Genomic DNA, 24,389 nt, shown 5'->3' on the forward strand with positions numbered 1-24,389 from the left:
CATCTATATCGGCCTATTTAAACAGATTTTACTTTCCTTAAGGATTTTTTAAAGACCACCTATTGAATTCTATGATATTATTTTCTGTGAGATTGTTATACACGTTATGGCAAGGAAGGCAGAGAGATTTGTTAAGTAGTTTTTGCATCTATATGAGCTACTTGAATAATGGTTACAATATTTGTACAATTGTACAGCATGAGCTGAGTTCGCTTAGCCCTTATCTACATATTCAGTTCCACCAACAGTTATTGCATCGACCTTGAGTGTTGGCTGACCAACTCCAACAGGCACATTTTGCCCGTCTTTTGAGCACGTACCAACACCAGGATCTAACTTTAGATCATTACCAATCATTGATACTTTTTTTAGCACTGTTGGCCCATCACCAATTAGTGTTGCTCCTTTCACTGGCTGTGTAATTTTACCATTTTCTATTAGGTAAGCTTCTGAAGATGAGAAAACAAATTTTCCTGATGTTATATCAACTTGTCCACCACCAAAATTTACTGCATATAGGCCTCTTTTTACACTGGATATTATTTCTTCTGGTGCATATTTTCCTGCCAACATATAGGTGTTTGTCATGCGTGGCATAGTAACTTCTTTGTAACTTTCTCTTCTACCATTACCAGTTGGATTTACACCCATAAGTTTAGCGTTCATATGATCTTGCATATATCCTTTTAGAATTCCATCTTCTATAAGCACATTATAGCCAGGTAAAGTACCCTCATCGTCTATGCTAATAGAACCACGCAAATTAGGTAGAGTTCCATCATCAATTACAGTAATGTTACTGGCTGCCACTTGTTTACCCATAGAATTTGAAAATGCCGAGATTCCTTTACGGTTAAAATCACCTTCAAGTCCATGACCTACAGCTTCATGCAATAATATTCCTGGCCAACCTGAACCTAAAACAACTGTCATCTCTCCAGCCGGAGCTGGAATTGCCTCAAGATTTACTAGCGCTTGTTCTAACGCTTGGTTTGCAACTTTTTTCCACTTCTTCTCAGAAACAAATTTACTATAAGAGTCTCTTCCACCGTGCCCTGCAGAACCTCTCTCTGCTCGGCCATTTTTCTCTACGATGACTAGTACATTAAAACGTACCAAAGGCCTGATATCGCTTAACCTGTGATCATCTTTTATTATTTGTACAACTTGCCATTCTCCATTTAGAGTTATTTTTACCTGCTTCACGCAGTTATTCTTCGACCTTACATACTCATTAATCTCATTGAGTAGTTTAATTTTTGAGCTCAGATCCATTTCATTTATGGGATTAATCTTTGAATACAGGCTTTTTGCCTCCTCATTTAAGTTTACTGAATTTGTTTTGCTTAAAGATGCTGAACTTTTTACCATAGAAGCAGCTTTACTAATTTCTTTTTCGCTAATCTCAGAAGAGCAAACAAAAGACGTACTATCTTCACAAAAAGACCTGAGACCAAATCCTCTTCTGATATTTAAATCCATATGTTTTAATATATTATCATCAAAAATCAGGGATTCTGATTGGCAAAACTCTAAAAATAGCTCACCACCATCACTATTGCTCAAAGCGTTGTTGACTATTTTATATACATTATTAATATTAACATTGTTCTGAGCAAAAAATATTTGATCTAGATTTGGCATTACCTTTGAGCTAAAAATTGTTTAAGTATATTATTTAATTTTAACATAGTAAATCACAAAAAGCCCGGGTGGCGGAATTGGTAGACGCGCTAGCTTCAGGTGCTAGTAACTTTTCAAGTTGTGGAAGTTCAAGTCTTCTCCCGGGCACTCTGTATTGATTTTTGAGTCAATTAATGCTATGATATAATGTATTTACTACTAAGTTTATGAGTTATGAAGAAAAAAAGCTTGTTTACAGAAAGAAAATAAGAACTTATTCAAAACGCTTGGTTACTGCACTATCTATTGCTTCTTTGAGTGGGTACATAGCAGCATTAGCCCTAAATATTTCTTCCTTAAGCTTGTATTTTACTATTGTCAGCACTATACTAAGTGCACTTTCGCTTGCTTTAAATATATGGTCATTAACTGATCATTTTAGGCAGTGTGGCCTTAATAAGCAACTCGATACCTCTCGGCAAGAGAAATTAATGAAGATCTGCCTCGACATTGCATCTAACGTTTCATTTTTAATAGGAGGAATTACATCTATATTACCTCTTGAATTTCCTATTATCCCCTTTATTTCCGTTGCTTTTTTTATTCTAGGTTGTACCTTTATGGCAACCAATTTCACTCGAACTATGATTAGTCAGCCGCAAATAGATGAAACCAAAACCTCAAAGTTAGTGATCATTTGAACATTCAATCTGCAATAGCTGCCTAATTATTACATGTTAATAACTTAGCTTATTTAACTTGACAAATTACGCCATCTCCCTTACTATGATAGCAAGAGTATTTACCCTTGTTTTTAATCTCCGCGGATTTAACAGCAAAATTCAGTAAAAAACTCAAATATTTATTGGCAAATTACATAAAAATTATAGCGGCTGCATGTCTTTTTTATTTTTTCTACATTCAGCCAAATCGCGCTTGTTAGTACATTATCAATTTAAATTATTAAAACTCGCTATACGGGGGTTCTTTTGTCTTTTTTTACTTAGTAAATTTCTTAATATTTGTAGCTAAAGTAATTTTAGAGAGCCAGCGTGGGACACACAACCGCACTAACGTTTATTTTTGAAGGTACTATTTATATAGATGAAATGTTCAAAAGTAAAGCATTTAAATATCTAATTCTTACTTCCCAAATTTCAAATTATCTTCCTCCTATTTTATTAATAGCAGGTTTGGTGTTGCAGTACCAATCTAGTTGCGTAGACAGTAAAGTACTCATTGGATTTGCTATAGTACTAGGTTGTACTTTATTATTACAATTAGCAAGTGAGATCTACGAGAGAAAAGTTGTAAATCTTGTAAAAACTGAAGGAAGAGGTGATGAACAAAATGTACCTATAGGAGCATTAACCGAAAAGCCAAGCAGCATTGTAAATCCCGATAGTGTTCACGCTCATGGAAGAGAGCAAGTTGTGTAGTGCATTTATTGTTCTTGGATTAATTGATAGCTATTCTCCATACTCAAATCTCTGGCTAAAAATAGCGAGCCACAGATTAGTATGGTTTTGACGTTTTGTATAGAAGCTTTTAGTATGTGATTTGATATAGCATCTCTGATTGATTCACATTCGATAGCATTGATTCCTATATTATGAGCTCCTTCTCTAATTAAATCTGTACTTGTTGCTTTAGGTTCAGATTTAACACAAACGGCGCATAGTAGTTTGATGTATGGCTTTAAGTGCTCTAAGAACTCTGCGACGTTTCTGTTACGAGTAACACCAAAGATCATATAGATACCTTCAGCAAAATTGTCTCTTACCCACTTAGCTAACACTCTGGCACCATCATTGTTGTGCGCGCCATCTAGAAATAATTGCCAATCTTTTGGTAATAAAGAAATTAAATTACCTTCTTTTATAGACTCTAGCCGCGCAGGCCAATAAGTGCTCTGTAAACCTGAAGCAATGTCCTCTTCTCCAATATTAAATCCATACTTCCCACTCAAAATGCTACATGCTGCAATTGCGTTTCCTGAATTGATTATTTGATGATCTCCTTTTAAAGATGGCAAAGAAAATTCTATTGATTGAATAGTCGATTGAAAGACCATCCTGTTATTCTGTTTTTCGCAATTCCACTCAAATCCTCCTCTATATAAGGGAGATTTTTTGTTTATTGCGTGTTGTTCTAGCGTGTTCATTATAGATTTTTCTTGTGGTGCTATTACGCAAGGAACATTAGGTTTCATTATTCCAGCCTTTTCACCTGCTATGGTTTCTACGGTAGGACCAAGATATTCTGTATGGTCAAGTGCAATGGAAGTGATGATCGTTAGAATCGGATTATCTATAACATTTGTTGCATCAAGCCTTCCACCCAGACCCACTTCAACTAAAGTAATATCAGCTTTATGACGAGAAAAAGCTAAGAAGGCTGCAGTCGTTGCGGCTTCAAATAGAGTGATGGGTTGTTCTGCGACTGCTATACGGCATTCTTCCAGTGAGTTATGTAATTCACTATCATCGATATCATTGCCTGCAACAACTATTCTCTCATTAAAATTCACTAAATGTGGAGAAGTGTACGTATGAACTTTATACCCTGCTGCTTGCATTATATATCTTATAAAGGATAGTGTTGATCCTTTGCCATTAGTGCCAGCTATGTGAATTATTGGCGGTATTTTTTTCTCGGGATTACCCAGTTTATTTAGAAAACTTTTTATGCGATCAAGAGAAAAATCCTTTGGCCTACTGCCAATCGGCTTAGGCCAATGAGGCATGTATATCATAAATTATTGTTACGTTTTAATTCATCTATTACACTTGCCATGCCGTGCGTGTCGATTTTTTCACTAAATTGAGAACGTTGATTAATAGCAATACTTATCCCACTCATTACAACATCGTTTATTAAGAAAGAATTGTCATTTTTAGTCACTTTAAAGTCAATGTTTGTAAATTCCTCATCACCATAAGAAAATCTTGTTCCTATCAGACAAGTTTCATCGTCAACTGCTTTTGTACTCATTATGATCATTTCACTATTATTTATGTATTTATACAAAATTTTAGCGCACAAGCGCGCGAGATATACTTCATATTCTTTTAGAAACTCTTCTTTTTCTTTCTGAGTAGATAAATTCCAATATTTCCCTATGACAAATCGAGATATTCCTTTGAGGTCAACATTATTCTGAATAATTTTCAGAAGTTCTTCTTGTACATGTTCTAGATTTTTTCTATTCCCTTTCATAGACGTGTTGTCTACTTGCTGCTTCATGGCAAGCACAAAAGTTTTGTGCCCTATACAATTCGCGTAAGCACTTGAGGAGATTACAATAAAAATGGTTAAGAACTTAATAAGATTCATAAGATATATTTATTAGCTATGATACTTAAAATGCAAAATTTAACAAAGGCAAAATAATGATCGCTAGTTTTAATATATCTATAGACATACTCTATATAAATAATCTATAATTAATTTAGGGGTCTGTGCTATGCGTTATGAGTTAAGTTAAATTTCCCGAGCGATAATTTCTGATCAAGGGAATTGCCTCTGTTAATTTCATTGAAATTAGTACGTGATGCCCACCTTAACTTTAGGTCTCAGGAATCTACTAAGACTGACGGTAGATATGGATCCCTTTTCCATTATTTAGGTTTATGTTACACCAATATAAAGAACAAGGTGTTTTTTTCTGTTCATCTCATGAGATATTTCAAGTTGTAATTGACGTTGAGAAGTATCCTGATTTTGTTCCTTGGTGCAAAGCTGTTTATATAAAAGAAAAAACTGATAGCCAAATGATTGTGGACCTCCTTGCAGCTTTTCATGGCATTAAAGGAAGTTACACATCAGAAGTGACCTTTCTTTCTCCAAATGGAGCAAATAAAAGTTGGATAAAAGCTGTGTCGTCAAATGGAATATTTAAACATTTATACAACGAATGGAAATTCACTCCTATAGATGAAAGTAAAACTATGGTAGAGTTCTATATAAAGTTTGAATTTAAATCCAATTTGTTTTCTGCCTTATTAAACTCAGTTTATAAATACACACAAAGTAAAATAATTGCTGCATTTAAAGACAGAGTAGAAAGTGTTGCCGAGAAAAAGTTATCTTGACATCATTTATATAAATGCATAAATTCTTTAATAAGTTAAGTATTTCCATTGTAATGATTTTTAGATTATTGTTCTTACTTATTTTTATAAGTGTTAGTTCTTATGCAGCTATTGAACAAAACTTACCCAACACTCAAAAAACTGATGAAATAACATCAAAAGAACTACTGTCACTACTGCCTGATGATAAATTATTAGGTGATCCAAAAGCACCAATTTTAATGATAGAATATGCTTCGCTCACTTGTTATCACTGTTCTCTTTTTCATAAGAAAGTTTTTCCTAAAATCAAAGAAAAGTACATAGATACAGGTAAGATGTTATACATATTCCGTCATTTTCCTCTAGATTACAGAGGATTAAAAGCTGCAATGCTAAGTTATTGCTATGAAAAAGAAGAAGACTATTTTAATTTTAACAAAGCTGTGTTTAATGCAATAGACTCGTGGAACTACTCTAATTTTAGTGATTTAACTATACTACAAAAAATTGCTGCACTAAGCAATTTGAAGCAAGATGTATTTAACCAATGCATTAATGATAAAAAGATGATGGACAAAATTATAAATGATAAATCACTTGCAATTAATAAACTTGATATCACAGCTACTCCTGTATTCATCATCAAGATTAACGATGACAAATCATATGTAGAGAATGGTAAAATCAAACATGAAGGGTATAGAGAGCTGGAATACTTCACTAATGTAATAGATGAGTTATATGGAAAAGCTATAGTGAAGTAATAACACTGTAGCTTACCATATAAAAACCCTATGCTGAATCATTATTTTTTGATACTGTTTGTTGCTTTTTACGCTCAAACTCTCTTTTTTTACTGTGCCAAGCATAATAATACATAGCAATTTTATTCTCTATTAATACTATCGTTCCATCATAAAATTGGACCATATCCATAACTTTTTTCTGAGCTTCGTTAAAGCGTTCTTTGTACTTCTCGCGATAAGCTGGATTGTGCAGTAATTTCACTCCTTCATTATTATTAGATTTCTTGCTTAACGTTTCAACTTCGTTAGCAATGTTATAAGACATATAACCCCCTCTAATTGATTATAAAAATTACATTTTAAGAGAGATGTAAAATAAACGATCCCTTAATTCTAGTATAACAATTGGTTATTATACTAGTTAACCATAGTAAAATATATAATAATCTTTGTCACTTAAAATTTTACTTTATAAAATAACAACTTAAAATAAAAATTTTTATTATTCTTAACTCTATTGTTATATCTATAAATCTTATATAGATTAAACCTCCTTAGTTTATATTATAAAACTTAATGCGTCATAACTTTAGCAGAAAATCGTTGTACATAAGAAGCTTATTTGCAAAAGAGTATAAAAAAATAGAAGAACATTGTACTCTTGATAAGAAACAACGTATTCAAATCACTCCTGAAGAAGGAAAATTATTAAATTTATTTATCAAAATCCATAAAGTTAAAAGCATAGTTGAAATTGGCACTTTATATGGTTATTCGTCAATTTGTATGGTAAAAGCTTTACCGAAAGATGGTCATATATATACAATAGAAAATAATCCTCAACACTCAAGAATAGCAAAAAAAAATTTTAGTGCTTTTAATCTAAGTGATAAAATTACTCTAATAGAAGGTGATGCACTGGAAAAAATTAATGAATTATCAGCAAAGGCACCATTTGACATGATATTCATCGATGCTGACAAAAGTAGTTATCCTAAGTATTTAGATTGGGCAGAGTCATACATTAAACAAGATGGGCTAATCGTTGCAGATAATACACCTACGACAATGTTGCAAATTTTTATTTTCCTTTCCATTATGTCCAGAAGAGTTCGGTAGCTCTTTTACGCGAAATACCACATTTACGTCCTCAAGGTTAATTTCAATTCTCTTGACCAATGTTCTGATAATATCACGTTTAGTTAACCAGTCTGCGTTATCAAGGTTTAACGTAATATTGGAAGAAAAGTCTTCTAAATTGGCCACAACCAGAGTTACCTCCTGTTCTAATTCCTTTTGATAAAATATCTTTTTCTTCTCTTCTTTAATTGTTTTTAAGCTTTGTTTCATTGCTTTAATTCGTGGTTCAAATTCCTCTTGATTGATATATTCTTGAGCATAACTATCGATAAGTCTAGCAATACCACGTTTTAATTTATTTTCTTGTTTCTCTAGCAGGTCACTTTTTTGATCCAATGATGATTTTTTTAGTTCTGAAAGCCTACGCTTGTATTCTTCTAAAATCCTGTTTGGATTTTTCAATAACTGCTTAACCTCTTCCCACACAGCTGTTTCTAATGCATCTGAGCGAATGGGTTTATTGTCACAAATCTTATTACCACCAAAACGGTAAGAATCTTTACCACTACAACGGTAATATGCATAATGACCACCTTCTTCTTCTCGTCTACTTCTCATGCAAGTTCCGTAACATCCGTAATTACAACGCTTACATATGACTAAACCTTGTAGTAAGTACTTTGCTCCTCTTTTTCTTGTCCTTGCTACTTTTCTATTTTCAGCTAATTGTTCTTGAACAATATCAAATATATCTTCATCTACTATATTTGGCACTTTAATATAAATCCAATTTGCTTTTTCAACAGGATAGACAGAGTGGTTACTTTTTGGCTGCTCACAAGAGCCTTTCTGTGGTCTTACTTGCTTTAATCTTACTCCTAACCTTCTTCTACCAAAAGCTGCTTGTCCTTTGTAAGCAGGGTTTTTCAACATACTCCAAATTGTACCTTTATTCCAGCGTTCTTTTCCTTTTTGTGTCTTAATGGACATAGTATTTAGCCGACGACATACTTCCCCAATACTTGTTCTTTCTCTGCCTATCCACAAAAATACTTTACGAACGACATCAGCTTCTTTTTCGTTAATCTCAAATAAAGCTTGTCCTCCTCCCATATGCTTATCTATATAACGATAACCATAAGGAGCTCCTCCCATTACATTTACATAGCCTTTGTTAGCTGCATAGATTTTACCACGACGACTTCGTTCCATAATTTTCGCACGTTCATATTCTGCTATCATACCTTGCATTTGTAACAGTAATTGAGATTCTGGGTTACCGTTAATCTCATAATTTAAAAAAACCACTTTTGCTCCTGCTTTTTCAAATTCTTCAATCAGCACCATTTGATATGCATATTTTCTAGATAAACGATCAGGAGAATGAATGTAAATCTTATCAATTTTACCTTCTGTTACTTTATCACGTAATTTTTCTAAATCAGGGCGGACTAAATGAGATCCACTGTAGCCGTTATCAATAAATTTATACTCACTTAACAATCTGTATCCGTCCAGATTAATTTGCTTCTCTAAAGCTGCAATTTGACTTTCTATCGTATTTCCTTCTACTTGTTTCCCCGAAGAAACTCTCGCATATAAACATACTGTTACCATTTGACCCTCCTTGAATCCCATTTTTATGTTTTAAGTTTTTTTGACTTATTTCCTTTGACACTACCTTTTCATAAGCATCTGATAAGCATTGTTCTGCTAACCGATTAGGTTCATAGCTACAGCTAATTTGGATAGCTAATCTCTTGTTTCTCATGACTTTTCCTTGAAATAATATGTTCATATCATTCCTTAAAGCCGATGGTTAATTGATTATTAGCGCTATAAGTAAATCGGACTCTTGGTTCTGGACACAGAAGTTTTCGAGAAATGGTTTTCTCTAGTTTTATTTTTATGTTTTTTGCAACATTGTCGGTAGTGTAAACACTCTATTATTTGATACAGTATTTTTAGAATCTCCTCCAAAAGAAGTATCAGAAAAGTCATGGCATGCTATGAGAGAGTTTAACGATAGATTGTCAGATGAAAAAAAATATTTCTCCATATTGATTCCTACTGACGAAGGAATGACTGTAGCTTTAAAACTAACGCAAGTTAAAAATCAAGGTCAGCGTAATGTCTAGGGGGAGTTAAGCCAAAAACTCTCTCTAATAATATTTCGCGAAAACAAGGCCTTGATTTAACAATGGAGTACCATTCTTTTAAAATCTTACTTTTTTCCCAGGGAAAACTATTTACGTAGTCTATTATAGAAATATGTGATGCTAAAGTAATATCGGCTAAAGTGAACTTATCGGTTGCAAGCCAAACGTTCTTGTTAATTAAGTGTTCGATGTATTCCATATGGTAAGGCAGGTTATGCTGAGCTGCATGAAGAAATCTAGAGTCAGGGCTGCGGTTAGTAATTACTTTTTCATTCATAATATACTTAGTAACTTCATTGTAAAATTTGCTATCGAACCAATTGATTAAAGCGCGTATTTTAGACTTAATAATAGTTGATGAACCAAGTAATTTGACGTTACTATTGTAAATCTCTTCTATATATTCACAAATGGCATTACTATCCGCTATTACAAAGTTATTATCTATTAATACTGGTACTTGTCCGATTGGATTGATCTCCATGAATTCATTCCGCTTTTCCCATGGATTTTCATATACCAAATCACAACTCAGCTTTTTTTCCTTGAGAAGAGCTCTAACTTTTCGTGAAAATGGACAAAGAGGAAAATGATATAAAATCATAATATTCCTCTTTTGTTATTCCAATACCTATATGTTGTCATTCCAGTACGTGACATTGGAATCCAGCTTATTTCATTATGGACATTACTTTTAACATATATTCCTAGAATCCATTGTCCATTGTATAATTTCCAAATATTTTTATACTTGAATCCCAGTACAACTGTACGAACATTGTAGTTTGAGAGCAATCCCCACCGGAAGGGTGTCATTTCAGTGATTGACACTGGAATCCAGTTCTTATTATACAACAGCCTAATGTATTCATTTAAAATTAAGTTTTCTGGATCCCAGTGTCTGGACACTGGGATGACAGAAGAAGAGTATTTTAGGTAACGGCTGTTTACTCCAAAGTAATGTTGCAAAAGGTCTAACATATAAATTATAAGACTAATATAGAATATACCTTGCTAAAAAAAAAAAAAAGTATAACCTTTGATAAGGTATGCAGGCAAAAATTCTGTAACTTGGTCAGGTCAGAAATGAAGCAACCATATCAGAATCTTTTTGGGTTGCATACCTATTTGTACTATTTGTTTTATTCTAGGCTATGAACATAGCATTAAAATATCGTCCTAGTAGCTTTAAAGATTTAGTAGGTCAAGATATATTGGTGCGTATACTAGAAAATGCTTTTACTCTCAACAAAATTCCACAATCTATACTGCTTTCTGGTAGCAGTGGAATTGGTAAAACCACCACTGCAAGAATAATAGCTTTATGTTTGAACTGCTCATTGGGGCCAACTTTTGAACCTTGTGGATCATGTACAAGTTGTCTGGCAATAAAAAATTCAAGCCATCCAGATGTAGTTGAAATCGATGCGGCAAGTCACACTAGTGTTGAGGATGTTAGAGCGATCTTGGGAGATATTTGCTATTTACCAATAAGTTCTAAATTTAAAGTTTACATTATAGATGAAGTACACATGTTATCCAGTAATGCATTTAATGCATTACTTAAAACTCTAGAAGAACCACCATCTAGCGTAAAGTTTATTCTAGCAACTACAGAAATAAAAAAGATACCAATAACTGTTATTGCACGTTGTCAAAGGTTTGACTTACATAACATTCCTTCAGCTAAGATAATGGAGCGTTTAAATGATATTGCACAAAAAGAAAATTATTTTATTGAAAAAGAAGCATCGGAATTAATTGCTCACCACTGTAGCAATTCAATGCGTAACGCTTTATTTTTGATGAATCAAGCATTGCTATATAGCAAAGATGGTACAATATCCACTCAAAGTGTTACAGACATACTTGGTCTAGTAGATAGAAACGTTATATTTGATCTACTGGAAGCAGTATTAGATAGTGATTTACAGAAGGCTTTGTTAGTATTCGACAATGTGGTAAAAACAGCAAATCCGCTCAATATTTTTGAAGATCTGCTGCAAACAATCCAGTTAATATGCCGTTTTTTAATTACAAAAGAGATTGATACAGAATATGAGAAGAGCAAAGTAAAAGATTTGAGTACAAAAAAGTCTTTAATATTTTTTTCGAGATTGTGGAAGGTGCTGCTTAAGGGTATTCAAGATATAAAGGTTTCAACATGCAATGAAATTGCCGCTGAAATGATATTAATTAGCCTTTGTTATCTTTCTGATTTGCCTTCTCCGGAACAGGTGATCAAAAAAATTCTTTCACAGAATGTAGAGCAAGGAAATAGACAGGGCAGACCTGTTGCACCTTCCCCCCCTGTCATCCAAGTAGCTGACTACTCGGATCCAAAAAAATATGTGGAAAAACCCCACTCTATCATCCCAGTGCGTGACACTGGGATCCATGTGAAAAATAAACAACAAAATTACGATTTTGATAAGATTTTGCAACTATTAAGGCGGAGTAACCAAATTTATCTTTACAAACAACTGTGTAGTAATCTAAAATTAATAGATTGTAAATTTGGGTATTTAAAATTAAAAGCTGTATCTAACTTGAACAGTAATTTTTGTAATGACTTGAAAAGTTACTTAAATCAAGCCACTAATCAGGAGTGGGTTATTATAGTTGATACGAGTTATATGAATAGGGAAGTGAGTAATTTAAATTATGCACCTGTAGTTAAGGATATATTAAATACGTTTAAAGGTGCAAAGGTAGTTAATATAGAAAATAAGGAGTAGGTTGTGGATTTCAGTCAAATAATGAAGCAAGCGCAAGAAATGCAAAAAAAGCTTGCGGAAGCCCAAGAAAAATATATTGGAAAAGAGTTTCAAGGTATTTCTGGTGGTGGCAAAGTTTCTGTATTAGTGGAAGTTATAAAAATAGGTGGCTATAAAGCTAAAAAGGTAAACATAGACTTAGAGCTTATGAGAAATGAAGAAAAAGACATAGTAGAAGATTTAGTGACAGCAGCGTTTAATGATGCCATCAAAAAAGCAGAAGAAGATATGGCAAATGCAACCTCTGATCTTGCAGGTATGATGGGGTTACCACCTGGATTTAAACTTCCTTTTTAAATTTACTACTGAAGTTTGCCTTAATGCAGTAACTAAATGTTTTCCTTTTGTACTAGTACTTCCATGAAGTACATTCATATTACTGCATGAATATGCAGCAATTCACAATGATGAATGCAGATCAGAAGATAAAAAGACATTAGTGAAATAGGTGTCAGAAGATCAAGAGTAAAAAAAGTAGAGTAACTCTATTTATTAATTAATAAAATCTTTGTATTTTTCTAAAAGTTAGTTAAGATACAGAAGGTTTTGTGTTATTAAGTTAGCACTTGACTTAACTTTAGTTATTATTTAGACTGCTAAAGTGGAATTTTAATTTTTTTAACGAGGGCAATTATGCATTATAAAAAGTTTTTTTCGGCAGCTGCTTTAGTGACGTTGCTAAGCCTATCAAACTCTGCTTTTTCATCAGACCCTATTGGTCCAATAAGTGATGAAGAAACTAGCTACTACGTTCGTTTACAATACAACGGTGAAATTTTACCTTTTTATACAAAAGTTGATGGTATTAAAAATGTAACAGGTAAAGAAAAGGATAGTCCCTTAACAAGATCTTTTATAGCTGGTGGTGGTGCATTTGGTTATAAAATGGATGACATTAGAGTTGATGTTGAAGGGCTTTACTCACAATTGGCTAAAGATACAGCTGTAGTAAATGCTTCTGAAACAAATGTTGCAGACAGTTTAACAGCATTTTCAGGATTGGTTAACGTTTATTACGATATAGCGATTGAAGATATGCCTATCACTCCATACGTTGGTGTTGGTGTTGGTGCAGCATATATCAGCAATCCTTCAAAAGCTGATTCAGTTAAAGATCAAAAAGGATTTGGTTTTGCTTATCAAGCAAAGGCTGGTGTTAGCTATGATGTAACTCCAGAAATCAAACTCTTTGCTGGAGCTCGTTACTTCGGTTCTTATGGTGCTAGTTTTGATAAGGCAGATAAGGATGATACTGGTATCAAAAATGTTGTTTACAGCACTTTTGGTGCAGAAGCTGGACTAGCGTTTAATTTCTAGTCTATCTTTGTCTTATTATCCCAGTGGGTTTTTCTTGTCATTCAAGTAGCATGACACTGGGATCTAGAAAAAAGAAATGTGAATTCCAGTGTTTGAGCACTGGAATAACACATTATTTATCTAATGTAGCTTTTATCGTTACACGCTGGCAATTTTAATTCTACATTTAGGTAGCTGTTGTTAAGATCTCAACTAGATATAAAGTTATGCTTTTTTAATTAAAGCTTGAATTTTTCACTGAAAATCAATATATTATATGTATAGAGTTTTAATTTAAGTTATTATGTTGACCCCAGTAGCAAATTTATGTGTTAATAGTAGCACTAATCTCATGCAATATATTGCTGAAGTGCGAAAATTTCCTATGCTTTCCCAAGAAGAGGAAGTGCGATTAGCAAAAAATTGGCAAGAATACCAGGATATTTCTTCTGCTCACAGGTTGATTACTAGCCATTTGAATTTGGTAGTAAAAATTGCAATGAAATTTAAGAATTACGGTCTATTGTTGATGGACCTGGTCATGGAAGGAAATATGGGTTTAATGCATGCAGTGAAAAAGTTCAATCCTGACTTGGGATTTCGTTTTTCAACTTATGCAGTATGGTGGATTGAAGCTTCAATGAAAGACTTTATATTAAAATCTTGGTCACTTGTGAAAATAGGTACAACGCAAGCACAAAGGAGATTGTTTTTTAGTTTACGTAAAATAAAAAAAAGAATTTTACAATACACAAACAGAGAAACTTTGAGTAAAGAAGAAATAAAAGCAATATCAAATGAGCTTTCTGTATCTGAAGAAGATGTTGTACAGATGAGCTATCGTCTGGCTTGTAAGGATCAGTCGTTAAATAATTGTATAAAAATAGGTGATGACTCTAAAAAGGAGTTACAAGATATGATTCCGTGTAATTTAGTTAGTCAAGAAGTAGCTTACCAGAATCATGAAGAAAAGGCATTAAAAGAAACAATTTTAAGCAATGCGCTGGCAAGTCTTAATGAAAGATCAAGAGACATTTTCATTAGCAGATATTTATCTGAGAATACTCAGACTTTGGATGAGCTTAGCAAAAAATATTGTGTTTCAAGAGAAAGAATAAGACAGCTGGCTGAGCAAGCGATGAGTAAGGTAAAACAACATATAAAATCAGAGAGTTTGAAATTCGGTTTACATGCGTAGTCTTTTCGTATTTCTAATATTTCTTTCAATAGACACTCTTGCATCGGTTAGTAATGTACAACTGAGCGAAAAATATAAAGACTGGTTTGTGTATACTGCATTGGAAGATGGTGAAAAAGTGTGTTATATTGTATCTCATCCTAAGAAAAAAAGTGAACATTATACAGCCGATCGCAAGCCGTATGTAATGGTCAGTTACGTTGATAAAAAAGCAGATGAGGTGAGCGTCACTTCTGGCTTTCAGTATAATAATGAGCCTGTAGTTCTCAATATCGATAAAAAAATTAAATATCAATTGCCAATAATACAGGGAAGTCTTGCGTGGACAGATGATACAAAAATGGACCAAGATTTGATTCTAAAAATGAAGCAGGGATTATCAATGGTAGTTAATGGAAAAGTAAAAACAGCAAATGTTGATGATACTTATTCCTTGCTTGGCTTTCAAAAAGCGTACCAAAAAATGCATGACTTATGCCATACAAAGTAAATTATTGATCACTAAAGTATAAGATAGGCTGTTTTGTCTCTCAGACAAAAATATGGATATCACTTTACATAGAATATGAATATCATTTAAAATATATTTTTGAGAATTAATATGTCAAAAATTGTAGATATAGGAATCAAAGAACAAAGTTCTGTGTGTGAACAAATGCGTTTTAGTGTAAGTCGTGCAAGCCTTTTAAATACGCTATCCAGGGTAAGTGGAGTGGTTGAAAGGCGCAACGCGATAGATGTTTTAGCGTGTATAAATATCAAAGCACAATATGGTAGCATAAAATTGAAGGCTACTGATCTTGACATTTCAATATTTGCCTCACTTACTGCAAATGTATCAGCAGAAGGAGAAGTGAAAATCTCAGCACATACTTTACATGATATAGTGAAAAAATTGCCAACTAATTTGGATGTCAATTTCGAAATGAATAATCAAGGAAAATTATTGATATCCTGTGGAAATGCAAATTTTTCTTTACCGAACGTAGTTTCAAATAACTTCCCTGTTCTTGAAGAAGGTGATCATCAATACGATTTCACTCTACTAAGTGCAGATTTGGTAGACTTGTTGACTAAAACGAAGTTTGCTGTGTCGCTAGATGATACAAGGTATAATTTGAATGGGATATATCTGCATACAGATGAGCAATTTCTGTACTGCGTTGCAACTGATGGCCACCGTTTATCATGTATAAAAAGGCCTAAACCTGAAGATATCAACGGAGAATTTGGGGTGATCATTCCACGTAAAACTATCATGGAACTGTTGAAAGTATTGGATGATTGTAATGAGATAAATATAAAACTTTCAGATAGAAAAATCAAATTTACATGTGGTGAGTATATTCTAATATCAAAATTGATAGATGGAACTTTTCCAGATTACAAAGCCGTTATTCCAACGTCTCAAGATAAACAAATGATTGTTGAGAGTAGCAAACTTGCTAGTGTTATAGACCGAGTTTCCGTTGTTGTGTCCGATAAAATAAAATCAATTAAATTTTCATTGCAAGAGAATTTATTAACTCTACATTCAAATTCCCAAGAGTGTAGTGATGCAACTGAGTCTATAGAAGTGGATTACGATGGAGCTCTTATGGAAGTAGGATTTAATTCTCGTTATTTGCTTGATGTTTTATCCTGTATAGAAAACAAGTGTAAATTTAGCTTATCAGATGGTAATAGCGCTACAATTATCACTGATGAAGATGATCCAAGTGCACTATATATAGTAATGCCAATGAGGACTTAAGCTAGTAATCTATCTTTACTAAGTATAAGCCGTGAGGCGGTGCAGTGATTCCAGCAGCGTTTCTTTTACATTGACTTAATATGTTTAGCATTTCTTGTGGATTAGTTCTATTTTTTCCAAATTCAACTAAAGTACCAACAATAATCCTCACCTGGTTATGTAAAAAGGAAATCGCAGATATTTTGATGTATATGTGACTTCCGTTTTGTACTATATCAATATCATCGATTGTTCTGACCGGATTTGTAGCTTGACAATCTTTTGAGCGAAAGCTTGAAAGATTATGTTTTCCAAGCAGGTGTCTAGCAGCTTCACGCATGATGTTTACGTCAAGTGGGTTAAATACTTGCCACACATAACCGATTTCCAGAGCTGCAGGAGCGTAGCGATTAATTATTCTATATTCATAATATCTTTTTTTTGCTGAAAATCGCGCATGAAATGCATCATCTACGGCTTCTGCACTAAGCACAACTATAGGAATCGCTTTTAAGTGATAGTTTATTCCATTTCTTATTCTGTAAAGCTCAAATTGCCTTTCCATATTGAAATGAGCAACTTGCCCTAAAGCATGAACCCCTGTGTCAGTTCTGCCACCACAATGCAAAGAGACTCTCTCGCCACTGAAATTAAATATAGCGTTTTCTATGGTTTCCTGAATTGAGTTAGCAGAGTGTTGTTGCTTTTGCCAGCCAGAGAAACTACTACCATTGTATTCTATCGTTATTTTGTATCGCACTACAAAGTCTATCTATCTAATTTTAGGTAACTAACGTTCTTCGTTATTAAAAAACCCTTGGCAGATTGGTTGCGTTCAATTACCATGGAGACTATACAAGTTAATAAATGATCCATGGCACATAATCCAGAAGAAAGAAATAATGATAAGCAAAAAGCACTAGATAATGCAATAAGTCAAATTGAAAAAGCATTCGGTAAAGGTGCAATAATGAAACTAAAGCAAAATCCTGTAGAAAAAATAGACACGATATCTACAGGGTCGATTGCACTTGATTCAGCTCTGGGTGTTGGGGGATTGCCAAAAGGACGTATAATTGAGATATTTGGCCCTGAGAGTTCTGGTAAAACTACCCTTGCTTTGCATGTAATTGCTGAAGCACAGAAAAAAGGAGGTTTATGTGCATTTATCGATGCGGAACACGCACTGGATGTTATATATGCTCGTAAACTTGGAGTGAAAACTGATGATTTGGTAATTTCACAACCAGACACTGGAGAGCAGGCGTTGCATATTGTTGAGTATTTAGTGTGTTCTAGTGCAGTTGATGTAATAGTTATTGATTCTGTTGCAGCACTAACTCCAAGAGCTGAAATTGAAGGGGATATGGGCGATCAGCACATGGGACTACAAGCAAGACTTCTAAGCCATGGACTCAGGAAACTAACTTCTGTAGTTTCAAAAGCAAACTGTATATTGATATTTATCAACCAAATTCGTATGAAAATAGGAGTAGTATATGGAAATCCTGAAACTACCACTGGTGGAAATGCGTTAAAATTCTATACTTCTATAAGACTTGATATAAGAAAAGTTGGTGCGATAAAGGATAAGGAGAATATTACGGGTAATGAAACGAGAGTTAAAGTTGTAAAAAATAAAGTTGCTCCTCCGTTTAGAGAGGCAAAATTTGATATAATGTACAATGAAGGCATATCAAAACTTGGAGAAATAATAGATATAGGAGCAAAACTTGGTGTACTTGAAAAGGCAGGTGCTTATTATTCATATAACAATACGCGTCTTGGCCAAGGAAGAGAAAATGTAAAAAGTTACCTCAAGGCAAACAAAGAAATTGCAAGTGAAATAGAAACAAAAATCAGAGATTTATTTAAAAATCATGATAATTCCATTGCAATAGAAGAGGAACGCGAACAACTTCTAGAAGAATCAGTATTCTAATCTAAATTAGTTTGTATTGGGCAGTATTCGTTTGCTATACTAAAGTTTCACTCTCAACCGAGTTGATAAAAGCTGTGGTATCTCCTTGCAGCATTAGGTGTATATTTTTTGCTATTTTTTCCGCTAAGAGGATAACGTTATCAAAATTTTCAAATTTTGATAACACATAGTCTGCTAAGCTTTTCTGACCTTCAGGCCTGCCTACTCCAAATCTTAAACGCCAATAATCATTACCAATAAAGCTATCTATAGACTTAAGTCCATTATGTCCAGCAGAACTACCACCTTTTTTTACTTTTATTCTTCCAAATTTCAAGTCAGCATCATCATGTATGACAACAATATTGTCTAGCGATAATTTGTAAAAATTTTTTATTTTTGCAACAGGAATACCTGAATTATTCATAAACGAATAAGGCTTTATTAGCATAACTTTATTATTGTTAATTATGCCAGAGGTTATCAAGTAATCGGCTTTCTTAGAAAATGACTGAAAATTCCAATATTTGTAGATTGCGTCAATAACGATAAAACCAATATTATGATGAGTTAACTCATATTGACTACCAGGATTACCAAGCCCAGCTATTAAATGCACTACTCCTCTGTTTTTGTTTGAGTCTCTTCAACATCACTATCGGCAGCAGAGATTGTTACAATGGTGAAATTTTCTTCCTCATGAGCTACAAATTTAACACCTTCTGGCAATTTTACATCATTGATATGTATAGACTGACCAATCATTTTGCCAGACAAATCAATTTCTATGACTTGAGGTATTTTCTCAGGAGAGCATTTGACAGTAATAGAACGACACAGAACATTAAGCACTCCACCTAATTTGATTCCTGGTGATTTACTTTCATTGATGAATGATAAAGGTATATCTATTTTAATTTCACTACCTTTATCAACAAACTGAAAATCAACATGTTGCACAGTATCCTTTACTACATGCCATTGAATATCACGAACAAGAGCATATTCTTTTTTCCCTGAAATATCTAGTTCTATTAAATGTGCAGAAAGAGCACCTGATTTATATTGTTTAGTAAATTCCTTTGCAGACAATGTCAAATTTACGTTATCATGCCCTTTACCATATATAACTGCAGGTATACTTCCCTTCTCCCTCAGAGCCTGCATCGCTTTCTTTTTTTTTACATCACGTAACTCTGCATTAATTGTTACCATTTCTTGCTGTGCCATCGATTACTCCTATTCAGCTAATCCTTTTTATATAATTTAATAATATAACATAAAAATATTTATTTCAAACTTCATTCTTTCACACTAATTCTTTGTGGAAAAATTTATTTAGATATATACTTAAGATTACGTAGTAAGGACTATGAGTATTAACGATCAAGTAGTTTTTAAGATTTATAAGCCAACAAAAACTGCAACACAATCTGGCTTAGGTAATACAAAATTCTGGTACCTAAAAATTGAGCCTTGTTCTTACTATATTGAACCTTTGATGGGATGGGTTGGCTCAAAAGATCCCCAAAAACAGATTGTATTAAAGTTTGATTCTCTTGAAAAAGCAATATCTTACGCAAAGAAACACAACACAAAGTACACAATTGAAATGCCAAAAGATGTTAAAAGACTGCCAAAATCTTATGCAAATAATTTTATACTAAAGTAAATTTTATTGTAGTATGTTTACCTAAAAGCTTAAATCTAAGAACATATCTTGAAAGGACTTAAGTGGTTAAGCATATATTAAAGAGTTCTTGCAGTAAGGAGAGCACGCTCATACGTCAAGCAAATAATGTTTACCTAAAATTCTTTGACATTCGCAGCTTTCTTGGCAATCGTATCCCATTTTCAGTAAACAGTGATTCTTCTATATATTAGAAAAATTTTTATTTTAATTAGCGTTAAACAATAGGCGCCTATTGGTTTTTAGCTAAAGTAAAAGTCAAATATCTGGAATTCTGGACATAAAATCCTCCTGTGTAAAAAAGATTAGAAAAAAATGCAGTGCACATACGACAGAGATTAAGTATACGTGTATACACTGAAGAAGACACACTACATTTAATGAGTTTGATTGTTTAATAGAAAAAGTCTGCAGACAAAGATAGATTTTGAGCTCTTAAAATATCTCTAATTGTAATTATAATCAGATTTGAAATATGCGCAAGCAATTTTTCATGTTAATATTTCAAATTAGGCCTCTTGCATAACTATATTAAACTCCCTCATTATATATTTCATTGCATTAATAATTGTTATCGCCCCTTGTGCAACATTTGGCCTTATCACTCGTTACCCTCCTATTTTTTGCTTACCTCATCTTATTTTTTTCCCTTTCAAGATAGGTTCTAATTGTTATTCTGGGTTTTAAGTTGTGCTAACACACTACAGAGAGTCGAATCTGGCTAGCTAGTATCAAAGGGTTATTTTTTAGGTATTTCTCCGTAAGACTGCAAGTTTTTTTAGATTACTCAAATAACTCCATTCTGCTTGCAGGACTTTTATGTCGCTTTGCACTAAATTAATTTTATGCTTTATTCATGCTAGTTCTCTATTTAGTGATTGAACGTGTAATTTTACCTTAAATAACCCTACAATAAAAATATAATTATTGAAATGGCATGAAAGGTCCTCATGATAACCTTTGTATAGCTCTCAGTTTTGCTGAACGCGCGCGTGGATTTACATTTATTTCTTCTGAACTTGCTTTGATCACTTTTTTATTTAAAAGGGAGAATGTTTTAGTAGATCCTGGTTCACATAAATCTTTAAAAACAGTTTTGACTATACGATCTTCTAAAGAATGAAAAGTAACTACAATTAATTTGCCGTTCTCACTTAAAATCTCAGATGCAGCTTTAATACCCTTTTCAAGCTCTCCTAGCTCATCATTTACCCATATTCTGATTGCCTGAAATGTCCTAGTTGCAGGGTCAATCTTGCTTTTTCCACGAAACACTACAGAACGTACAATATCCGCAAGTTCAAATGTAGTTTTGATAATTTTCTTCTTCCGCGCATTTACTATCGCTCTTGCGATTCTGCGGGAATGACGCTCACCCCCATAATTATATATAGTGTTCGCAATCTCTTCTTCACGTAAAGCGTTAACAAACGTCGAAGCATTCATATGAGAATAGTTATCCATGCTCATGTTAAGTGGGCCATCACGTAGAAATGAGAATCCTCTATCTCCATTATCAAGCTGCATAGATGAAACTCCAACGTCGAAAACTATTCCATTGATACCTTTAATATTATTACTATCTAATAAATTTTTGATATTACTAAACTTTTCAATAAATAACTTTATTCTATTAGGGTATTTAACATTTAGATCATCATAAAATTTAGTAACTGTTTCATCTCTATCAACTGCATACACTTTGCAATCAGCGGATTCCAATATTGCTTTGCTATATCCTCCAGCTCCAAACGTGGCATCCACATATATACCACCACTGTGTGGTGACAATTGCAGTAGCATCTCTTTCAACAAAACTGGAATATGTGTCATATCAAGAGACTTTGTGCACTTAAATTAAAATAACTTTCTCGCCAAAAAATATATGGAAATATATAGGTATAGTATAAGAATATTTAAATATAATCAACGATATAAAAATTTAATAAGATAATATTATTAATATAACATTTACATAATTCACGTTTGAAAAAGTAAGTAATATTACTATAATATCAAACAAATTACGGAAGATTTCGTGCAACAAATAACAAAAGTAATACTATCAAGTTTAATTTGTAACACTTTGTTGTGGTATGATCACATGCTTTTCAGCCATCTAATAAGCATAATCGGAGATGTGTTTTTTCCATCAGACGACAAATTAGTCAGCATACTTAAAGCTTTTGGAGTGTTTGCAGTGGGTTTCTTAATAAGACCAATTGGTGCTGCTATATTTGGCCACATTGGCGATAAATATGGAAGAAGGATTGCTCTATTTCTCTCTATCATATTGATGACTCTATCAACCGTACTTATTGCATTTGTTCCAGGCTATCAGAACATTGGGGTACTCGCATCAGTACTGGTGGTATGTTTAAGATTATTGCAGGGTATATCTCTTGGAGGAGAGGCAGGAAATGCCCCATTTTTAATAGAGCATGCTCCTAAAAATAAAAGAGGATTCTTTGGCAGTATTGAAGTATTGAGCGCAATTCTTGGCTCAATATTAAGTCTTATAGTGGTGCTTATATGCAAAAAAGTATCCGATTTTGAATCTTGGGGATGGAGATTGCCTTTTATTTTCAGTTTTGTAATAGGATTAATCAGTATATATATGAGATATATACTCGATGAAAGCCCAGAATATAAAAAGCAGGAAAAGCCACATGAATTACCGTTAAAAGAACTGTTAAATGGCTATAAAAAACCTTTTCTAATATCAATTGGAGTTGACATAGTTGAGAATGCATCTCTTTACATATATTTAGTGTTTTTTAATCTACTTGCATCAACAATAAACACTCACTTTAATCACGCAGTAGAAATATTGAATCAGGTTGCACTTGGAGGATTGACTATACTATTTGCAATACTTTCTGATAAGGTAGGGAGAGAAAGAGTCATGAAATTTGCATTTGTGACTTTTATAGTAGTAAGTTATCCAGTTTTTTCAATGATACTAAGTGGTAATAATTTGCTCACCATAATGGCGCACGTTCTTTTTATAATCCCAATAGCTGCTTCTCTTGGTCCTGTTAGCGCGTTTATGTGTGAATTATTCCCAATAAAGGTACGATACAGTGGATTTGGTTTATCAAGAAATATAGCTTCGGGATTTTTTGGTGGTCTTGCACCATTTATATGCACAACTATTATCAAAGTTACAGGACAAGGAACTTTAGCAAGTTTTTACATGATTTTCTGTGCATTAATTGGGTTAGTTGCTATATCACAAGTTAAGAGTTAGATTTTTTCAAAAACCAAGTGTTTAAAAAATCTAATCATAAGGTGGAAAATGCCAATTTTTAGGTGATAGTGTAAATATTTCAACTCCATCTTTTGTGACTCCAAGCGTATGCTCAAACTGTGCAGAAAGTGAAAGATCACGTGTTGTCACTGTCCAGCCATCTAGCTTGCTGAGCAGAGTTTCATGTTTTCCAGCATTGATCATTGGTTCTACCGTAAAAAACATGCCTTCTTTTAAGATAAGATCCTCACCTTCATCATAAAAATGTACAACATTTGGTGGAGCATGAAAAACCTTTCCTATGCCATGTCCACAATAATTGCGTACGATAGAATATCCAAAATCTTCAATATATTTTTCTATAGTAAGTCCTATTTTATTTAACTTATTGCCTGGCCTGACTTGTTTTATTGCTTCCATTAGCGCATTATAAGTAGCATTACACAAACGCTTTGCTTTTATTGAGGGTTTACCAGCCCAAAACATGCGACTTGTGTCACCATACCAGCCATTTAAAATCACTGTAACGTCAATATTTAAAATATCTCCATCTTTAAGAGGTTTATCATCAGGAATACCATGACATACAACAGCATTTTTCGAAGTACAAATTGATTTCGGATATCCCTTATAATTCAGTGGTGCTGGAATTGCACCTGCATTGATTATAAAATCATGACATAGATCATTTAATTCATTAGTTGTTACGCCTACTTTGACGTGTGGTGCAATAAAATCAAGGGTTTCAGCTGCAAGCCTGCCAGCTTTACGCATAAAGTCAAAATCTTCTTGTGAATGTATAGTTATGTTCATGTTTCTTACGTTTTATTGTAATTTTCTG

At 33.4% G+C, this 24,389-nt stretch carries 24 protein-coding genes, 1 tRNA gene, 2 other RNA genes and 3 pseudogenes; 18 read left to right on the forward strand and 12 right to left on the reverse strand.

The genetic code is table 11. The features are described 5' to 3' along the window. Window positions 1-213: 213 nt before the first annotated feature. Entirely contained in the window at window positions 214-1,644 is a 1,431-nt protein-coding gene (gene tldD, locus CAI20_RS02130; protein ID WP_007302340.1) for a metalloprotease TldD, read from the reverse strand. Between the two features lie 62 nt (window positions 1,645-1,706). On the opposite strand from tldD, the gene CAI20_RS02135 reads away from it, so the two are divergent. The 3 genes from CAI20_RS02135 to CAI20_RS02145 all read left to right on the forward strand — a co-directional run bounded on the left by CAI20_RS02135 (window position 1,707) and on the right by CAI20_RS02145 (window position 3,062). Beyond that, window positions 1,707-1,791 (forward strand) — tRNA-Leu (locus CAI20_RS02135). 59 nt (window positions 1,792-1,850) lie between these two features. Beyond that, on the forward strand, window positions 1,851-2,324 hold the full coding sequence (locus CAI20_RS02140; protein ID WP_149168751.1) for a hypothetical protein: 474 nt from the start codon (window positions 1,851-1,853) through the stop codon (window positions 2,322-2,324). A 408-nt stretch (window positions 2,325-2,732) separates the two neighbouring features. Continuing rightward, on the forward strand, window positions 2,733-3,062 hold the full coding sequence (locus tag CAI20_RS02145) for a hypothetical protein (protein ID WP_246111613.1): 330 nt from the start codon (window positions 2,733-2,735) through the stop codon (window positions 3,060-3,062). 5 nt (window positions 3,063-3,067) lie between these two features. Here CAI20_RS02145 and CAI20_RS02150 read toward each other — a convergent pair whose 3' ends face one another. Next, a complete protein-coding gene (locus CAI20_RS02150) occupies window positions 3,068-4,378 on the reverse strand; it encodes a bifunctional folylpolyglutamate synthase/dihydrofolate synthase (RefSeq protein WP_012481955.1) in 1,311 nt (436 codons plus the stop codon). Further along, window positions 4,375-4,959, reverse strand: coding sequence for an MlaC/ttg2D family ABC transporter substrate-binding protein (locus CAI20_RS02155; RefSeq protein WP_007302336.1), 585 nt, complete (start codon window positions 4,957-4,959; stop codon window positions 4,375-4,377). The genes CAI20_RS02150 and CAI20_RS02155 overlap by 4 nt, the downstream gene beginning before the upstream one ends. 117 nt (window positions 4,960-5,076) lie before the next feature. On the opposite strand from CAI20_RS02155, the gene ssrS reads away from it, so the two are divergent. The 3 genes from ssrS to CAI20_RS02170 all read left to right on the forward strand — a co-directional run bounded on the left by ssrS (window position 5,077) and on the right by CAI20_RS02170 (window position 6,463). Next, a non-coding RNA gene (ssrS, locus tag CAI20_RS02160) (6S RNA) lies at window positions 5,077-5,238 on the forward strand. Between the two features lie 17 nt (window positions 5,239-5,255). Further along, window positions 5,256-5,717: a type II toxin-antitoxin system RatA family toxin gene (locus CAI20_RS02165; RefSeq protein WP_006013504.1), complete on the forward strand. Its 462-nt coding sequence runs from the start codon at window positions 5,256-5,258 to the stop codon at window positions 5,715-5,717. A gap of 53 nt (window positions 5,718-5,770) precedes the next feature. Beyond that, a complete protein-coding gene (locus CAI20_RS02170; protein ID WP_007302335.1) occupies window positions 5,771-6,463 on the forward strand; it encodes a thioredoxin domain-containing protein in 693 nt (230 codons plus the stop codon). Window positions 6,464-6,491: 28 nt separating this feature from the next. Here CAI20_RS02170 and CAI20_RS02175 read toward each other — a convergent pair whose 3' ends face one another. Beyond that, the gene (locus CAI20_RS02175; RefSeq protein ID WP_007302334.1) at window positions 6,492-6,770 is read right to left on the reverse strand and encodes a DUF2671 domain-containing protein; all 279 of its coding nucleotides are present in this window, start codon (window positions 6,768-6,770) and stop codon (window positions 6,492-6,494) included. A 251-nt stretch (window positions 6,771-7,021) separates the two neighbouring features. Here CAI20_RS02175 and CAI20_RS02180 point away from each other — a divergent pair. Beyond that, window positions 7,022-7,504, forward strand: a pseudogene (locus tag CAI20_RS02180) (O-methyltransferase); the annotation flags it as partial. Here the strand turns inward: CAI20_RS02180 and CAI20_RS02185 are convergent. Then, window positions 7,484-9,163, reverse strand: a complete 1,680-nt coding sequence (locus tag CAI20_RS02185) for a recombinase family protein (protein WP_149168752.1) — start codon at window positions 9,161-9,163, stop codon at window positions 7,484-7,486. The pseudogene CAI20_RS02180 and the gene CAI20_RS02185 overlap by 21 nt on opposite strands. Window positions 9,164-9,462: 299 nt before the next feature. Between CAI20_RS02185 and CAI20_RS06820 the strand changes: the two are divergent. Next, window positions 9,463-9,663 (forward strand): annotated as a pseudogene (locus tag CAI20_RS06820) (O-methyltransferase); the annotation flags it as partial. Here the strand turns inward: CAI20_RS06820 and CAI20_RS02195 are convergent. Both CAI20_RS02195 and CAI20_RS06840 read right to left on the reverse strand, forming a co-directional pair. Further along, window positions 9,635-10,288 carry a glutathione S-transferase family protein gene (locus CAI20_RS02195; RefSeq protein ID WP_007302332.1) on the reverse strand — a complete coding sequence of 218 codons (654 nt, stop codon included), beginning with the start codon at window positions 10,286-10,288 and terminating at the stop codon, window positions 9,635-9,637. The pseudogene CAI20_RS06820 and the gene CAI20_RS02195 sit on opposite strands and share 29 nt — an antisense overlap. A 203-nt stretch (window positions 10,289-10,491) precedes the next feature. Next, a pseudogene (locus CAI20_RS06840) lies at window positions 10,492-10,614 on the reverse strand (WPE palindromic element domain-containing protein); the annotation flags it as partial. Between the two features lie 109 nt (window positions 10,615-10,723). Here CAI20_RS06840 and ffs point away from each other — a divergent pair. The 7 genes from ffs (at window position 10,724) to dnaN (ending at window position 16,708) form a co-directional block, all read left to right on the forward strand. After that, window positions 10,724-10,822, forward strand: an RNA gene (gene ffs, locus CAI20_RS02205) — signal recognition particle sRNA small type. 16 nt (window positions 10,823-10,838) lie between these two features. Continuing rightward, on the forward strand, window positions 10,839-12,422 hold the full coding sequence (gene dnaX / locus CAI20_RS02210; RefSeq protein ID WP_149168753.1) for a DNA polymerase III subunit gamma/tau: 1,584 nt from the start codon (window positions 10,839-10,841) through the stop codon (window positions 12,420-12,422). A 21-nt stretch (window positions 12,423-12,443) separates the two neighbouring features. Then, complete coding sequence (locus CAI20_RS02215) at window positions 12,444-12,758, forward strand: YbaB/EbfC family nucleoid-associated protein (protein WP_006013488.1); 315 nt, start codon at window positions 12,444-12,446, stop codon at window positions 12,756-12,758. 336 nt (window positions 12,759-13,094) lie between these two features. Continuing rightward, on the forward strand, window positions 13,095-13,778 hold the full coding sequence (locus tag CAI20_RS02220) for a P44/Msp2 family outer membrane protein (protein ID WP_149168754.1): 684 nt from the start codon (window positions 13,095-13,097) through the stop codon (window positions 13,776-13,778). Window positions 13,779-14,061: 283 nt separating this feature from the next. After that, on the forward strand, window positions 14,062-14,955 hold the full coding sequence (locus tag CAI20_RS02225) for an RNA polymerase factor sigma-32 (RefSeq protein ID WP_012481951.1): 894 nt from the start codon (window positions 14,062-14,064) through the stop codon (window positions 14,953-14,955). Further along, entirely contained in the window at window positions 14,948-15,445 is a 498-nt protein-coding gene (locus tag CAI20_RS02230) for an invasion associated locus B family protein (RefSeq protein ID WP_019078627.1), read from the forward strand. The genes CAI20_RS02225 and CAI20_RS02230 overlap by 8 nt, the downstream gene beginning before the upstream one ends. A gap of 111 nt (window positions 15,446-15,556) precedes the next feature. Further along, window positions 15,557-16,708 carry a DNA polymerase III subunit beta gene (gene dnaN, locus CAI20_RS02235; RefSeq protein ID WP_007302325.1) on the forward strand — a complete coding sequence of 384 codons (1,152 nt, stop codon included), beginning with the start codon at window positions 15,557-15,559 and terminating at the stop codon, window positions 16,706-16,708. Window position 16,709: 1 nt separating this feature from the next. On the opposite strand, the gene truA is transcribed toward dnaN, so the two are convergent. Then, window positions 16,710-17,447, reverse strand: coding sequence for a tRNA pseudouridine(38-40) synthase TruA (gene truA / locus CAI20_RS02240; RefSeq protein WP_007302324.1), 738 nt, complete (start codon window positions 17,445-17,447; stop codon window positions 16,710-16,712). A gap of 114 nt (window positions 17,448-17,561) precedes the next feature. On the opposite strand from truA, the gene recA reads away from it, so the two are divergent. After that, window positions 17,562-18,629: a recombinase RecA gene (recA, locus tag CAI20_RS02245; RefSeq protein ID WP_007302323.1), complete on the forward strand. Its 1,068-nt coding sequence runs from the start codon at window positions 17,562-17,564 to the stop codon at window positions 18,627-18,629. A 34-nt stretch (window positions 18,630-18,663) separates the two neighbouring features. Here the strand turns inward: recA and pth are convergent, their stop codons facing one another. Both pth and CAI20_RS02255 read right to left on the reverse strand, forming a co-directional pair. After that, the gene (gene pth / locus CAI20_RS02250; RefSeq protein WP_149168755.1) at window positions 18,664-19,227 is read right to left on the reverse strand and encodes an aminoacyl-tRNA hydrolase; all 564 of its coding nucleotides are present in this window, start codon (window positions 19,225-19,227) and stop codon (window positions 18,664-18,666) included. Next, window positions 19,227-19,838, reverse strand: coding sequence for a 50S ribosomal protein L25/general stress protein Ctc (locus CAI20_RS02255; protein ID WP_007302321.1), 612 nt, complete (start codon window positions 19,836-19,838; stop codon window positions 19,227-19,229). Before CAI20_RS02255 ends, pth begins: the two co-directional genes overlap by 1 nt. A 142-nt stretch (window positions 19,839-19,980) precedes the next feature. Here CAI20_RS02255 and CAI20_RS02260 point away from each other — a divergent pair, with 142 nt between their 5' ends. Then, a complete protein-coding gene (locus CAI20_RS02260; protein ID WP_007302320.1) occupies window positions 19,981-20,280 on the forward strand; it encodes an ETC complex I subunit in 300 nt (99 codons plus the stop codon). Window positions 20,281-21,246: 966 nt separating this feature from the next. On the opposite strand, the gene rsmH is transcribed toward CAI20_RS02260, so the two are convergent. Then, window positions 21,247-22,131: a 16S rRNA (cytosine(1402)-N(4))-methyltransferase RsmH gene (gene rsmH, locus CAI20_RS02270; protein WP_007302319.1), complete on the reverse strand. Its 885-nt coding sequence runs from the start codon at window positions 22,129-22,131 to the stop codon at window positions 21,247-21,249. 205 nt (window positions 22,132-22,336) lie between these two features. Between rsmH and CAI20_RS02275 the strand changes: the two genes are divergently transcribed. Further along, window positions 22,337-23,548: an MFS transporter gene (locus CAI20_RS02275; protein WP_012481950.1), complete on the forward strand. Its 1,212-nt coding sequence runs from the start codon at window positions 22,337-22,339 to the stop codon at window positions 23,546-23,548. A gap of 30 nt (window positions 23,549-23,578) precedes the next feature. Here CAI20_RS02275 and map read toward each other — a convergent pair whose 3' ends face one another. Next, a complete protein-coding gene (gene map, locus CAI20_RS02280; protein WP_007302317.1) occupies window positions 23,579-24,361 on the reverse strand; it encodes a type I methionyl aminopeptidase in 783 nt (260 codons plus the stop codon). Between the last annotated feature and the right edge of the window lie 28 nt (window positions 24,362-24,389).

This window comes from Wolbachia endosymbiont of Chrysomya megacephala, from assembly GCF_008245065.1.
Taxonomy (GTDB): Bacteria; Pseudomonadota; Alphaproteobacteria; order Rickettsiales; family Anaplasmataceae; genus Wolbachia.